This window comes from Psychrobacter sp. APC 3426 (assembly GCF_030408035.1).
Lineage (GTDB): Bacteria > Pseudomonadota > Gammaproteobacteria > Pseudomonadales > Moraxellaceae > Psychrobacter.
Genome location: NZ_JASDCF010000002.1, coordinates 258,229 through 273,691, shown reverse-complemented (window position 1 = coordinate 273,691; position 15,463 = coordinate 258,229). Strand labels below are relative to the sequence as shown.

Below are 15,463 nucleotides of genomic sequence, written 5' to 3'. Positions count from 1 at the left end.
TTGGTCATAAGGAGCTTGTTGTTAATTGGCGTTGTAATTATTAATTATAATACCATAGGGAGTAAGGGTAGTTATCAATAACGCATTCATCCCACTACTTTAGAAGTAGGGGATTTCTGCGCTGAAAATGTTAAATACTCACTGATATTAGGCCGTTATTAACAGTAGATTACTACCTGTAGTTAACAACTAATACAGATCCAAATACTGATTTAACTTTTAATATCAAATCACTTTTATGTCTTGATTATACTTTGGCTTTTTTAGTAGTAGCGTCTGCATTTTCTTTTGTTGTATTTTTGGCCATACTGGTTTCTACAAACTCGCCTTGATGTTCACTATCCAACTGCTTGCAGAATTGACGCTGTACGACACTGCCCTGATACAGTTCAATGCACAAAGGCTCAGGCGATGCATTTTCTAACAAGCTGCCTGTATTGCCACTGGCTTTTTCTTGATAGGCGCGTAGCTGATAAGTACCCGAATCAGCAAAGTCATGTATCATGGCAAAACGCTCAACATAGCCTACGTTGTTTTCTGGGTAAAAATTAACATGAACCTCACGCTTTGCAGGCAGTACTCGCGCATAATAATTGGTGAGCCCTGGCATAGCCGAGTCAGATAGCGGTACTATCTTGATAGACTTTTTACTGGTGAGCGGTGTCATCTCTGTATTATTTGCTAGCGTAGACAGCATGGCAGGATTGACCGGTTCATGGCTATCAGGGGCGATGATGAGCGTTTTATCTATTTGTACTATTTCGCAATGATAAGTGCCCACACAGGCAATATTGACTTCGCCTGCCACGGGCTGAATATTACCTGCCCACGCCTCGGCATTCTCTGCCTCATCAATTTTTTGATAGCCGGTAAAAAGCTGGCAGCCTGACATCAACAAACTGGCAGCAAGAATTGTACTGGTCCATAAAGCATAACGTATTTTATTCATAATGGCGGCTACTATACATAAGTGAAATAATAAAAATACTGTGAAAAACTACCCTTCATTTTAGCCAGTTCACCGCCATAACTCAACGCTGCATTACTATTGTTCAGCAGTTTTATGAGTAATATCCTATCTATGAGGGGTTTACGCTCTAACGTCGTTAAATATCCAAGGCGTCTTATTCATCATTTTATGCTCATAGTCTTTGATAACATCGCTTTGCTGCAATGTCAGCCCGATATCATCTAAACCATTTAGCAAACAATGCTTACGGAATTCATCGACCTCAAAGGCATATTCTTCACCCGTTGGGGTAATAACCACTTGGCGCTCAAGATCGGCGGTCAACTCGTAACCTTCATTTGCCATTGTGGCCTTCATCAAGGTGTCAACGATTTCTTCGTCCAAGACAATGGGTAACATACCGTTTTTAAAGCAGTTATTATAAAAAATATCGGCAAAACTTGGCGCAATAATCGTCCGAAACCCATATTCTGACAATGCCCAAGGTGCATGCTCACGGCTCGAGCCACAGCCAAAGTTTCTGCGTGCCAGCAATATAGTGGCACCTTGATAACGTGGCTGATTTAAAACAAAGTCTGGGTTAATCACGCGGGTGCTATTGTCTTGACCTGGATAACCTTCGTCAAGGTAACGCCAGTCGTCAAACAAATTGACGCCAAAGCCGGTGCGTTTAATAGACTTTAAAAACTGCTTTGCAATAATTTGATCGGTATCAACGTTTGCGCGATCGAGTGGACAAACGATACCAGTTTGGGTGTTATAAGCTTGCATGGTTTTTCCTTTTCTATTAGCCTGTATTTTCAAAGTGTAAAGTTATCAGCATTATTAAATTAATTATCACCAATTCCACTTTAAACTTAAAAAGTATACTTAAAATGTACTTGATTCATTGAAGATAACTCAATGATGAAATTCTCTTCAAAATCAATCTGTCTATATGAGCTATCAGTAACTATAATAGTAGCCACATGAACATTGTTAATTTTGCATATCCAATAAACAGTGGGGCTTGCAACACTAGCCAATCGATAATTATCTAAAATTGTAATTATTAACTCTTTCAAAGGTAGTGTTGTTTCTAAACTGAATTCCGCATGATGAGGTGCATCGGCATCATCACCCATACAAACAGAATCTCTAGTTACTTCAAAATTAGCCATTTCTTTAGAGTACTTTAGTAAGTGCGTACATCCACAAAGTGACCCGCTAATGCTGCCGCTGCTGCCATTGCTGGACTGACTAGATGCGTACGACCACCATTACCCTGACGACCTTCAAAGTTACGATTAGACGTCGAGGCACAGTGCTCTTGTGGCTCAAGCTTATCGGCATTCATCGCAAGGCACATCGAGCAGCCAGGCTCGCGCCACTCAAAACCCGCCTCCGTAAACAAAGCATCTAAGCCTTCCGCTTCCGCCTGCAGCTTCACTTGCCCAGAGCCGGCCACGACAATGGCTTCTTTAATATTATCCGCAACTTTGCGCCCTTTAATCACTGCTGCTGCATCACGCAAATCTTCGATACGTGAGTTGGTACAGGAACCAATAAATATACGATCCAGTTGAATATCGGTAATTTTTTGCCCAGCTTCTAAACCCATATAGGTATAAGCGCGCAACCAGCCCTCTTCTTGTGCTTCATCGACGGCTTGATCAGGCGTTGGTACCGATTGAGTGATATCAACGACCATTTCAGGAGAGGTGCCCCAAGAAACCTGTGGTGCGATTTCGCTACCATCAATCTCAACCACGGTATCAAATACCGCATCATCATCTGAATACAAGGTGCGCCAGTAAGCTTCTGCTTGCTCCCACTGCTCCTCAGATGGCGCATAAGGGCGGCCTTTTACATACTCGATTGTGGTATCGTCAACAGCGACCATACCCACACGAGCACCTGCTTCGATTGCCATATTACAGACGGTCATACGACCTTCCATGCTCATGTCTTCAAATACCTGCCCTGCAAACTCAATCGCATGGCCTGTACCGCCTGCAGTGCCAATTTTAGCAATGATAGCGAGCACCACATCTTTTGACGTCACACCAGCACCAAGCTTACCAGTGACTCGGATTTGCATATTTTTAGATTTCTTTTGAATCAAGCACTGCGTTGCCAATACGTGCTCAACCTCAGACGTACCGATACCGTGTGCCAAACAGCCAAGCGCGCCATGGGTGGCGGTATGTGAGTCACCGCAAACCACCGTCATACCGGGTAAGACCAAGCCTTGCTCAGGGCCGACGACGTGCAAGATGCCTTGACGGGCATCGTTGATGGTAAATTCAGCAATATCAAACTTGGCACAGTTCTCATCCAAGGTCAGTACTTGCAAGCGTGATACCTTATCTTTGATACCAGACACGCCTTCTGAGCGCTCTTTGGTCACCGTTGGCACGTTATGGTCAGGGCTTGCGATGTTGGCAGACAAACGCCATGGCGCTCTATTGGCAAGCTCCAATCCTTCAAATGCTTGCGGACTGGTCACCTCATGCAGCAAATGACGATCGATATAAATCAGGCTCGAACCATCATCACGCTTGGTGACTTCGTGAGCGTTCCAAAGTTTGTCATATAACGTTTGACCGGCCATGTTGCTATCCTTTATTAATTGCTAATTACGGTTGCAAGTTACTTTTCTAAAAAACGATTTAAACACTAAGATTAATTGTGATGTTGCTTAGTTTTCACTAGATATTGCACTGGCTTACCTACCGATAAGGCAGAATTTTGTTTATTTGTTATGTCTATGTATTTATATAGCTCTATATCGGTGTACTGAGACTCTATCGTTGCCATCTAATATTTATGGTTATCAGAGGCTTATAAAACAAGCGTTAGAGCATCGATTACCAAATTAATAAAATAAATATGTGACAATACGTCTCGATGTCTTGTGATTATAGCAGGCTAATCCTATAATAATAATTGATGATTTTTACGTAGACGCAAACTTTTATTTCTAATACATTGTGATTGGATCAGCCAACTTTTATTTATAGCTCGCAAAGTAGCTAAGGACATCCGTTTGAATACCACAAATTTGACGACATTCGTCACCGTTATGCACACTGGTAGTATCTCAGGGGCAGCTGAAAAGCTGTTTATCACGCAGCCTGCCGTCAGTAAACGCATCAAAAATTTGGAAGATGAGTTTAACATTACTTTGTTCGATACTGTAGGGCGCGGTATCGTACCAACGCAAGCGGCAAGCGAGATGCTGCCACACGCTAAACGCTGGCTCGAAGATTATGAGAACTTTAAAATCAATTTGCAACACTCTCAGCATATCGTCTCTGGCAAATTGGTAATCGGTACTAGCCATCATATTGGCTTGCATCACTTAGCGCCCGTACTTAAGCACTTTATTCAAGCCTACCCTGCTGTACAGCTAGAAGTACATTTCGTTGATTCAGAGAAAGCCCACAAGGCTGTGCTAGATGGTGATCTGTCGTTAGCCTTCGTTACTTTACCGCCAGTCTATGATAAACGTCTAACTTACCACACGCTATGGTCAGACCCGCTTTACTTTATGACAGGCACCCTATCGCCATTGGCAACCAAATCTAATGTGACGCTAGAGCAGCTGGCACGCTACCCTGCCATTTTGCCTTCTGCCAATACCTTCACCAGTCAGATTACCTTAGCGGAATTTGCGAAGCACAACCTTAAGCCCTACGCGACAATGAGTACCAACCCACTTGAATCTATCCGTATGTTGGTGTCTGTCGGACTGGGTTGGTCAGTATTGCCGCAAACCATGGTCAGCCAAGACTTAGAACGTATCGACATGGCAGATAATATTGAGTTGCAACGTTATTTGGGTGTGGTGATTAATCCGAAACTCACACAATCTAGCAGCGTGACGGCATTATTAGATTTGCTTGCGCCTATCGAGTGAGGCTCATTGCCACATTGAAACTGTAGACGACTTCTGCTTGCAGCACGTTACTAGCTTATTAAATAACGCTATTCGCATTTGAGAGACTCATACGTTATAATACCGTTGACGTTGTTTTTTATAACAAAAATTTACCATAACCACACTGATAGTCATATATTGAACACTTCGAGTAAGATATGATGGGTAGCAGTAGGTTTAATGGTTTTAAATGATTGGTTATATAGGCGGCTAATATTGTATGTAACTGGTAGATGCGAGCGTGCAGAATCAACAGGTGGCGCACTTAAGCCATAATGGCTTTCATCACTATTTATGAATATCGGTTTATTATTATCGATTATAGTATCAGCCCTAGAACAGCATCAATCATATAAAACTAACAGCAGATTTCGAATAAAAGCCATTATGTCCTACTTAATGGCTTTTTTCGTCTTTAGATATTGTTTTGACAGCGTCTTGTAAGACTTAATCTCTATAGTGAAAATAATTATTGCCAACAAAGTTGGTTAAGGACAATTTATATGAACGGAGTTTCTAGTGGCGTGCTGATATCGCTCGGCGCCTATTTCTTAGTGATGATTGGGATTGGCATTTACGCTTACTTTAAGCAAGCCAATGACACTGAAGGCTATATGTTAGGAGGACGTAACTTAGGTCCAGCAGTAACTGCCCTATCGGCAGGTGCATCAGACATGTCAGGTTGGTTATTACTTGGTCTACCTGGCTATATGTTTGCTGATGGTGTGGTTAGTATATGGATTGCCCTTGGTTTGACATTGGGTGCGTTTTTGAACTATCTCATTGTGGCACCGCGTCTTCGTGTCTATACCGAAGTTGCTGACAACGCCATCACTTTACCCGATTATTTTGCCAACCGCTTTGAAGATAAATCGCACATGCTGCGTGTTATCTCTGCTGTGGTTATCATTTTATTCTTTACGGTTTATACCGCGGCAAGTTTAGTCGGTGGTGGTAAACTGTTCGAAAGCTCACTGAATCTATCATATAGCACAGGCCTATGGGTAACCGCTGGCGTCGTTGTTGCTTACACATTATTTGGTGGTTTCCTAGCGGTATCGATGACTGACTTTGTACAGGGCGTCATCATGTTATTTGCGATGGTCATCGTTCCTATCGTTGCCTTCACCGATCTTGGTGGCATCTCAGCCACAACTGAAGCGGTCAGAAACATCGACCCAAGCTTGCTTAATGTGACAAGTGGCATGAGTTTCCTCGGCATCGTATCATTATTGGCGTGGGGTTTAGGTTACTTCGGTCAGCCTCACATTATCGTGCGCTTTATGGCGATTCGTTCAGTCAAAGATGTGCCTGCTGCACGTAACATTGGTATGAGCTGGATGATCATCAGTCTTATCGGCGCCTTGATGACAGGTTTTGCTGGTCGTGCTTATGTACAAAAAACTGCCATGACTCTAGATGACCCAGAGACCATCTTTTTGGTATTCACCCAGTTCTTGTTCCATCCACTGGTGTCAGGTTTCTTATTGGCCGCTATTTTAGCCGCGATTATGAGTACCATCTCATCTCAGTTGCTAGTGGTATCAAGCTCATTGACGAAAGATGTCTATAAGCTGTTCTTTGATAGAGACGCACCCGAAGCTCGTCAAGTATTGGTCGGTCGAATCTCAGTTATCGTGGTTGCTGTCGTTGCTATCTTGTTGGCGTCTAACCCTGAGAGCTCGGTGCTTAACCTAGTATCTAACGCTTGGGCAGGATTTGGTGCAGCATTTGGACCCTTGGTTATCTTTAGTCTCACATGGCCCCGTATGAACCGCAACGGTGCTGTTGCTGGTATGGTTGTCGGTGCATTGACTGTTATCCTATGGGTTTATGGTCCATTCCAGATGAATGGCGTACCATTAAACAGCTGGTTATATGCTATCGTTCCAGGCTTTATCTTAAGTACCATTGCAATCTTTGCGGTTAGTATCATGACTGGTGGTCCAAGACCTTCAGTATCTGCTAAATACAAAGAAATGGAGCTTAACTTAAATAAATAAGCTTACAATTTATAGCTACAAAGAAACCTCGCCCACTATCTATTGGTAGTTGGCGAGGTTTTTTATTACATGTATTTTGCGTTTGGCTTGTTATGATAGTTAGAGAGTTGTGCTAATTTAGCTGCCTGATACTGCAACTTATGATATTAAAAGCTTTTGGTTAATAACACGGTCGCAGATTTTTCATCACGATCATCATAATAGGCAAAGTTACTAGAAGTGGTATCGTAATCAAACACCAATCTTGGGGTCAGTCCAAGCACGGTAAAGTCACGCTTCCATACCTGCAATCCTAATGAGGTGGTTTTATCCTTTCTTTTTGAGCCAAGCTCCCCGCCTACAGCGTTATAGTAACCTTTCCATGCGCCACTGCCAGCTGGATAGGCATCTGCAGGGTCTTCATACTCTTTTATCCCATATCCGACTGTCGCTAGTGTTGAGATGCCTTGCTTCCATTCACGGCCCCAACCCGCATTGACTGAGTTACGATCATAGCTAATAATGCTAGATTTGGGCACATCATTTTGATAATTACCAAGACCACCGTAGAAGTACTCTTTGGCATCTTTGATATAAAACGCATTTAACCCGAGAAACTGACCATCTGTCTCACGGTTCTGATTGTCATCATCTTCAAATGTTTCGTTGGACAAAATACCTGTGGCCGTCAATTTTAATTTTGGCTTTACCCAGCGAGAGCCACTGACGGTGATGCCTTTACGTAAACTATAATCTTCTTCATCGTAATATCGTTTCGTCACAAACGGCGTAAGTGAGACATCATTTTTGGCATCATCATAACCAACGCCAGCAGAAGCCGTTAATAGATAATCGTTATAATCCGTCTCATCCCAGTAGCCTTTTAATGAGGCATTACCACCTACGGTTGCATAAAAGTTCTCTGGTAAATTAAAGCGCTTATTGGCACTACCAGACACCTGAATACCATTGGCTGATTTTTGCTCAATCGAGCGCCCCAAGTCTGATTGAATGGATTTCGAGGGTGCATCATTGATATTACTATCTCTGACATAGCTGGCAGAGGCATTAAACTGCCATTTTTCTGACCTATTTATTTGAGATAAAGAATTTTGAACTCTGGCCATGACAGGTGCTGGTAGCTCAACCGATTGCAGCTTTAAAAACTGCTCTTTTGCGGCAGCATACTGCTTATCTGCTTGCATGGCGATGGCCATGTTTAGACGTACTGGATGGAAGTCAGGGTCTGCCGCTAGCATGTCACGATAGATTTCAATCGCTTGTTTGTTTTTGGCTTCACTGCGATATATCAATGCATCAGCGAATTGAATCAGCATTGGATCATTGGTTTCAAGTGCTTTGTAGTGTGGCAGTAATTCTTTAACAGTGAACATATCCTGCGCAGCTAATGCATCATTGAGATACTTGCTGAACGCTGCTGGATTGGCTTTTAGCGCCTCTAGATTATAGGCAGTTGCAGCGGCAAGTTGTTGGCGGCTTCTGATAGCACGCTGTGCCTCTGTATCAGAGACAGCTGTAGAAGGAGCTGTAGGATTTGATACAGCTGTTTGGTTTTCGCGCTTAAGCAGTTCATCTGCTTGGTTAAGCTCTGGCTCTATATCTTCAAACTCAGGCTCTGCTGCTATGGCTGGTAAAGAAAAAGCCATCATTGATAGTAAAATAGAAGCCGTGAGATGTTTGCACATATATTGATTATTCATGGGTATCCTTACCTAAGTACGATCATTAATTTTCCAAACTTAATCATCCTAAGGGATTTTGATAATTTAAGCGAGAAAAAAAGCGCCCTAGGACGCTTTTTCGTTTGTGTTATACAGTCATATTACCTTATTGCTTTTCGGCGCCAAAGGTACCTTGGAAGGTCGTTCCTGTACCTGGAGTAGTACCAGTTCCTGGCACAGCGCTATCACCATCCAGTCTGGCTTCTTGATAGATGCCTCCTAAGAATTTAGCATCATCACCATAGAAACCACCTGATGTCGCGATATTATTCTCTCTACCAGCGAAGGTATTGCCATCGATAGTAGCGTTTATGCCAATATTTTTATTGATACCAGCAAAAGTCAGCTCACCTGTCAAAGAGTCATTAACGAAATCTACATTGAATGTGGATGTACCGTTGACTACTGGGTTTTTGATAGCGCCCGAGCCTAAATGTAGATTATCCATATAGGTGGCAACGCCAGCATACTGAACATTACCATCAGTTGGCATATTTTCGGTGGCATGACCTATGGCATAGACATTGGCATAGCGTGATTTCACACCACCTGCAAAACCTTCTTTACGAAGATCACCGTAAACATGGCCTATCTGCATCTGTGTGCCAAAGCTCTTATACACAGAGTCATAGTCGTATATTAGCTCTATATCACCAATGACCGACCCGACGTTTTTGAAGGTAGCAGCATTCTTGTCCTTAGACTTCATGAAACCGCTATCCGCGTCAAAGGCGATGTCACTATTTCTAACAGTTGTAATCGTAGCTGTTTGCTTGAACTTGTTAGGTTTAACGATATCAAGACGGGCTTCAAACTTATCATAGCTTGGTAGATTATCTATAGCACTATCTTCAACTATGGTCGGTGTCATACCTTCACCATCACCACTTGTACTAGTGAAGGTTTGGTTATCTGTCACAAACTGACGATAACCAATAGCATTGTCAGTACCTGTACCCGCTACGCTACTAATGGTATTACTCATAACGCCTGTCACAGCTTTAGGTTCTGGTACCGGCTCTGCGCTTGGATCTACCTTAGTAGCACCATACGTTCCTTTACCACCAGAGACTTGATAGATACCGCCTAGGAGATTGGCATCTTCACCAAAGAAGCCCCCTTTCGTATCAACACCATTCCAGTTACCTGCAAAGGTGTTACCAGTGATTTCAGCCTTAATCTTCTTCTGACTAACGCTAGAGCCATCGAATGATAACGTACCATCCACTTGACTATCAACAAAATCAACTTTGAATTCTGAAGTACCAATGATTGGATCTTTTCCAATGATCTCACTTTTACTATTGCCGATATAGCTGGCTACACCGTTATAGTCAACTTTACCATCATTAATGCCGTTATCGATATTGTACTGTGATAGCTCTTTCATATACTGCATATCGTCGATATTTGTACTATTACCCTGTACATATACGTTCGATAACTTAGATAGTCGGATTACATTGGCTAGGCCTTTAAGGTCTCCATATACATGACCAATCTGCATCTGCTCATCAAAGTTCTTATAAGTTGACGTATAATTTAATTTATTATTAAATATACCGCCAATCTGCTTAAGTTCGCTCTTTTTGAAACTACCTTCATAATCTTCGTCAGATGCGTTTCTCAATTCTACATTTATAGAGTTTTTAAAGTCTCCTGAACCTGTCTCATTCAAAAGCGCAGTGTACGTATCATAGCTAGCAGAAGTATTTGCACTTATACCACTATTATCATGATCTGCAATACTGTTTTGGAAACCAGTTATTGTTACATTGACGGGAGCCTTTGGATTAGTAGGCGCTGGTGGTAGCTGCTGCGCGGCTTCAAGAGCATCTTCTGCTGCTTTTGCTCTAGCCTCAGCCTCTAATCTTGCCGTTTCAGCCGCATCAGCTCGTGTTTGAGCATCCGCCGCTTGTGCTTTTGCATCAGCTGCTTGCTGATTGGCTTCTGCTACTTTCTGATTAGCCTCTGCTTTGGCATCACCAATGGCTTTGTCGGCTGCTTGTTGCGCTTTTATAGCTGCATCTTCTGCTGCAGCTTGCGCGGCTAAGGCCGCATCTTTAGCAGCTGTCGCTTTGGTTGCCGCATCTAATGCTGCAGCTTCGGCCGCTTCTGCTGCGGCCGCGCGCTCTAGGGCAGCAGCAAGCAGGTCTTCACCATTACCGGCGTTTGCTAAGTTTTCTTCTGCTTTTGCTAGGGCTTCTTGCGCTTTAGCAGCGTCAGCTTGCGCTTTGTCAGCTGCAGCTTTGGCAACAGCAGCTTGTGCTTGAACGCCTGCGATGGCTGCATTGGCTGCATCCGCATCTGCTTGTGCTTTCACAGCCGCTTTTTCTGCTGCGGTCTGCTTGTCACTCTTGGCACCATAGGTACCTTGAGCACCATTGCCTTCGTAAACACCGCCCAGATACTGAGCATCACCACCGAAGAATCCACCTTCAGTGAGATAGCCGCTGTTAGCATCTGCACTGCCTGAGAATTGGTTACCATTGATATCAGCCGTTAGACCAATCTTACCGGCGTTAGCAAAGCTAAGATCACCTTTCACGTTTTTAGCAACAAAGTCAGCAGTAAAGACTGAGGTGCCAAATTCGATGGCATTATCGAAACCTAGGGTACGATAGGTGGCATCCCCTGTATAACCAACTTTGCCTTCAGTCGGCATGTTCGCTTCTTGCGTGGCATTACCGATTACGGCTACGCCATTGACTGGTAACTCTGCACCACTAAAGACCGCTTTGCCATCAATGTGACCGATGCGCATGTCATCGCCAAAGTCTTTATACGTTGAGGTGTACGTTAGAGGCAATGTCTGACCCAAGGCTGGAACAGAAACTTCTGCACTGTCAGCATGACTCATAAAGCCATTCGCAAGCGCTGTGTCAGCATTGCTTGATGTTGTGACGCCAACTTTACCTAATAGTCCATCACCTTTGCCTGGTTCTGATTCTGAAGCGATGTCTGCGCGGGCTACGATACTATTATCCGTTGCTTCAAAGTCACGGGTGGTGGTGTTATAAACTTTACTTAGTGGGGTTACATTGATATTCAATGACTGAACCCCAGACTTAGCGGCTTCAGGTGCGTTCTTGATTTGAGAGGCAGCTAAGGCATCTTTGGCATCCTGAGCGGCTTGCTGAGCGGCTGCGATTTGCGCTTCTGCTACGGCTTGAGCATCGGCTTGTGCCTGCTGAGCGGCGGCCGCTTCCGCATTTGCTGCATCAAGTGCCGCTTGGCGGCGATCTACTTCTGCTTGTAGGGCTTCGGTATTGCCGCCACCTGAAGCTAGAGCATCCGCTAGTGCTTGTTCTGCTTCAGCCAGTTTTTGTTGTGCAGTTACCAGCTCACTCTTGGCTTGATCTGCTTCCGCTTGAGCTGTTTCAGCCTTTTGTTTCTCAGCTTGCGCTAATGCTTGTGCTGCACTTGCTTGTTGGTTGGCTTGATCGGCTTTGGCGTTAGCAGCAGCAATCGCTGTTTCCGCTTGTTCTTTGGCGGTGATAGCTTCAGCTTTGGCTTTAGCTTCGGCGGCTTCTGCTGCATCAGCTCGTGTTTGAGCATCCGCCGCTTGTGCTTTTGCATCAGCTGCTTGCTGATTGGCTTCTGCTACTTTCTGATTAGCCTCTGCTTTGGCATCACCAATGGCTTTGTCGGCTGCTTGTTGCGCTTTTATAGCTGCATCTTCTGCTGCAGCTTGCGCGGCTAAGGCCGCATCTTTAGCAGCTGTCGCTTTGGTTGCCGCATCTAATGCTGCAGCTTCGGCCGCTTCTGCTGCGGCCGCGCGCTCTAGGGCAGCAGCAAGCAGGTCTTCACCATTACCGGCGTTTGCTAAGTTTTCTTCTGCTTTTGCTAGGGCTTCTTGCGCTTTAGCAGCGTCAGCTTGCGCTTTGTCAGCTGCAGCTTTGGCAACAGCAGCTTGTGCTTGAACGCCTGCGATGGCTGCATTGGCTGCATCCGCATCTGCTTGTGCTTTCACAGCCGCTTTTTCTGCTGCGGTCTGCTTGTCACTCTTGGCACCATAGGTACCTTGAGCACCATTGCCTTCGTAAACACCGCCCAGATACTGAGCATCACCACCGAAGAATCCACCTTCAGTGAGATAGCCGCTGTTAGCATCTGCACTGCCTGAGAATTGGTTACCATTGATATCAGCCGTTAGACCAATCTTACCGGCGTTAGCAAAGCTAAGATCACCTTTCACGTTTTTAGCAACAAAGTCAGCAGTAAAGACTGAGGTGCCAAATTCGATGGCATTATCGAAACCTAGGGTACGATAGGTGGCATCCCCTGTATAACCAACTTTGCCTTCAGTCGGCATGTTCGCTTCTTGCGTGGCATTACCGATTACGGCTACGCCATTGACTGGTAACTCTGCACCACTAAAGACCGCTTTGCCATCAATGTGACCGATGCGCATGTCATCGCCAAAGTCTTTATACGTTGAGGTGTACGTTAGAGGCAATGTCTGACCCAAGGCTGGAACAGAAACTTCTGCACTGTCAGCATGACTCATAAAGCCATTCGCAAGCGCTGTGTCAGCATTGCTTGATGTTGTGACGCCAACTTTACCTAATAGTCCATCACCTTTGCCTGGTTCTGATTCTGAAGCGATGTCTGCGCGGGCTACGATACTATTATCCGTTGCTTCAAAGTCACGGGTGGTGGTGTTATAAACTTTACTTAGTGGGGTTACATTGATATTCAATGACTGAACCCCAGACTTAGCGGCTTCAGGTGCGTTCTTGATTTGAGAGGCAGCTAAGGCATCTTTGGCATCCTGAGCGGCTTGCTGAGCGGCTGCGATTTGCGCTTCTGCTGCGGCTTGAGCATCGGCTTGTGCCTGCTGAGCGGCGGCCGCTTCCGCATTTGCTGCATCAAGTGCCGCTTGGCGGCGATCTACTTCTGCTTGTAGGGCGTCTGGATTACCTCCACTTGCCAACGCTTCTTCTAGGTCTTTCTCAGCTTTAGCAAGTGCTGCTTCGGCAGCTACTAAGTCCGCTTTAGCTTTTTCAGCTAACTGTTTAGAATCTGCTGCTTCTTTGTTTGCTTTTACTGCTTCATCCTTAGCCTTTAATGCCTCTGCTTTTGCTTCTTCAGCTTGCTTTATCGCCTGTTCCTTTTGCGAAGCCTCTAAGTCTGCTCTATCAGCCTCTGATTTAGCAATCGCCTCCGCTTCTTCTACACGTTTTTGAGCAGTAGCGGCATCTTCGACAGCTTTATCAGCGCGCGCCTTAGCGTCTGCGGCTGCTTTTTTTGCAGCAGTAATTTCTTTTTCTGAGGCATTTTTGACCGCTTCGAGTTTAGCTGCGGCTTCTTTAGCTGCTGCTGCTGCTGCATCAGCTGCCGCTTTCGCTGCTGCTTTTGCCGCTACAATTGCTTGTGCCTCTGCAGTTTTAAGCGCTTCTTTTGCCGCTGTCGCTTCTTTTTCAGCGACAGCAACTTGACTGGCTGTTGCTTCTTTTAGAGCTGCAATCTTTTTATCTGCCTCAGCTTTTGCAGCTGCAACGGCTTTTATGGCGGCGGCGGCCTTTTCTTCTGCTGTTTTAACTTTGTCCTGAGCTTTCTTAGTCTCAGCTTCAGCTGCTTTGGTTTTAGCTTCGGCTGCTTTCTTTTCTGACTCAGCTTTTGCAGCTTTGGCTTCGGCTGCTTCTTTTGCTGCTACTTCAGCTTTCAGTGACTCCGCTATTTCATTGGCGCGAGCTTCTGCTGCATTGGCGCGAGCTTCAGCAGCCTTTACCTTTTCTTCAGCGGCTTTCACCTTTGCTACGGCATCCTTAGCCGCTGCTTCTTTCGCCGCTTTAATTTTGCCTTCAGCTTCTTTTGCGGCTGCTTCAATTTTTGCTCCCGCCTCTACTCTGGCTGCTTCTGCTGCAGTTTTTGCTTTGACTGCCTCGGCTTTTGCCGCATCAATCGCTTTTTGCGATGCTGCAGCTGCTTTTTTCGATTCCTCTCCATACTTCTCTTGTGCCGCTTTAAGCGCATCTTCTGCAGCTTTCGTTTTAGCTTCTGCCTGCTTCAACGCTTCCTCAGCAGCTTTCGTTTTGGCTTCGGCCGCTTTTATTGCAGCTTCTGCTTGCGCATTACTGCCAGTACCAACACCGCTACCCTCACCGTCAGAACCTCCTCCAATTGCACTATCATCACCCCCAGGTATCGTAGGAGATGACTTAGGTGTGGTGTTGTCTCCACCACCAGTAGCGCATGATGCTAAAATTACAGTTGTCAATAGAACCACACTTGCTTTAAGCGGGGTTTTTAGCTTTTCTGCTGTCGATACAGCTGAGATTGAATGACGGTTAGGTGACATTCGGTCTTCCTCCATGAAGAATTGATAATATTCCGGTACTTATTCCTTTAAGCACAACATTTATCCAGTGCCTTGCATAGATAAACAAATTCGCAACAAAAAGTCAATGATTATAAATTTGATATCATCATTCGTAACTTTTGGTTACTAAATACTTTCTACATATAAATCTATTCAATACTACCTATTACTATTTTCATTCTAAAAATTACTCATATATAAAAACCCAACCTTTTGTAATTAAAAAATTACGTAACAAACAATCCTTAACATCTCAATGTAGAATCCTCATGTATACTACTTAATCTTGCAACATCCTTATCAATAACAGTATTTATATCAGCAATTTAACTAGTGTATTAAACATTTCTAATATAATATATTGTTAAAAACTCTTCCAAGAGAAATAGCTTATTGCCTATTATGATTATTAACCTATAATTTGTAATTAAAAATTTTACTATAAAAAATTATAAGGATTTATAATTTACATTTCTATTTTATTAATTCGATTTATAACTCCTTAAAAATTGCCATCAATTC

At 44.2% G+C, this 15,463-nt stretch carries 8 protein-coding genes; 2 read left to right on the top strand and 6 right to left on the bottom strand.

The window, feature by feature from the left end; all coding sequences use genetic code 11:
* Positions 1-247 precede the first annotated feature (247 nt).
* The 4 genes from QL919_RS03310 to leuC form a co-directional block, all read right to left on the bottom strand.
* The gene (locus QL919_RS03310) at positions 248-949 is read right to left on the bottom strand and encodes a hypothetical protein (protein WP_290188167.1); all 702 of its coding nucleotides are present in this window, start codon (positions 947-949) and stop codon (positions 248-250) included.
* A gap of 141 nt (positions 950-1,090) precedes the next feature.
* Positions 1,091-1,741 carry a 3-isopropylmalate dehydratase small subunit gene (leuD, locus tag QL919_RS03305; protein ID WP_290188166.1) on the bottom strand — a complete coding sequence of 217 codons (651 nt, stop codon included), beginning with the start codon at positions 1,739-1,741 and terminating at the stop codon, positions 1,091-1,093.
* A gap of 86 nt (positions 1,742-1,827) precedes the next feature.
* Entirely contained in the window at positions 1,828-2,130 is a 303-nt protein-coding gene (locus QL919_RS03300) for a hypothetical protein (protein ID WP_290188165.1), read from the bottom strand.
* A 14-nt stretch (positions 2,131-2,144) separates the two neighbouring features.
* Positions 2,145-3,563 carry a 3-isopropylmalate dehydratase large subunit gene (gene leuC, locus QL919_RS03295; protein WP_290188164.1) on the bottom strand — a complete coding sequence of 473 codons (1,419 nt, stop codon included), beginning with the start codon at positions 3,561-3,563 and terminating at the stop codon, positions 2,145-2,147.
* A 435-nt stretch (positions 3,564-3,998) separates the two neighbouring features.
* Between leuC and QL919_RS03290 the strand changes: the two genes are divergently transcribed.
* Together QL919_RS03290 and putP are read left to right on the top strand one after the other, a co-directional pair.
* Positions 3,999-4,871, top strand: a complete 873-nt coding sequence (locus QL919_RS03290) for a LysR family transcriptional regulator (RefSeq protein WP_101205469.1) — start codon at positions 3,999-4,001, stop codon at positions 4,869-4,871.
* A gap of 524 nt (positions 4,872-5,395) precedes the next feature.
* Complete coding sequence (putP, locus tag QL919_RS03285; protein ID WP_290188163.1) at positions 5,396-6,895, top strand: sodium/proline symporter PutP; 1,500 nt, start codon at positions 5,396-5,398, stop codon at positions 6,893-6,895.
* A gap of 146 nt (positions 6,896-7,041) precedes the next feature.
* Here the strand turns inward: putP and QL919_RS03280 are convergent, their stop codons facing one another.
* Both QL919_RS03280 and QL919_RS03275 read right to left on the bottom strand, forming a co-directional pair.
* Entirely contained in the window at positions 7,042-8,595 is a 1,554-nt protein-coding gene (locus tag QL919_RS03280; RefSeq protein ID WP_290188162.1) for a surface lipoprotein assembly modifier, read from the bottom strand.
* A 127-nt stretch (positions 8,596-8,722) separates the two neighbouring features.
* A complete protein-coding gene (locus QL919_RS03275; RefSeq protein WP_290188161.1) occupies positions 8,723-14,920 on the bottom strand; it encodes a transferrin-binding protein-like solute binding protein in 6,198 nt (2,065 codons plus the stop codon).
* Positions 14,921-15,463: the final 543 nt, after the last annotated feature.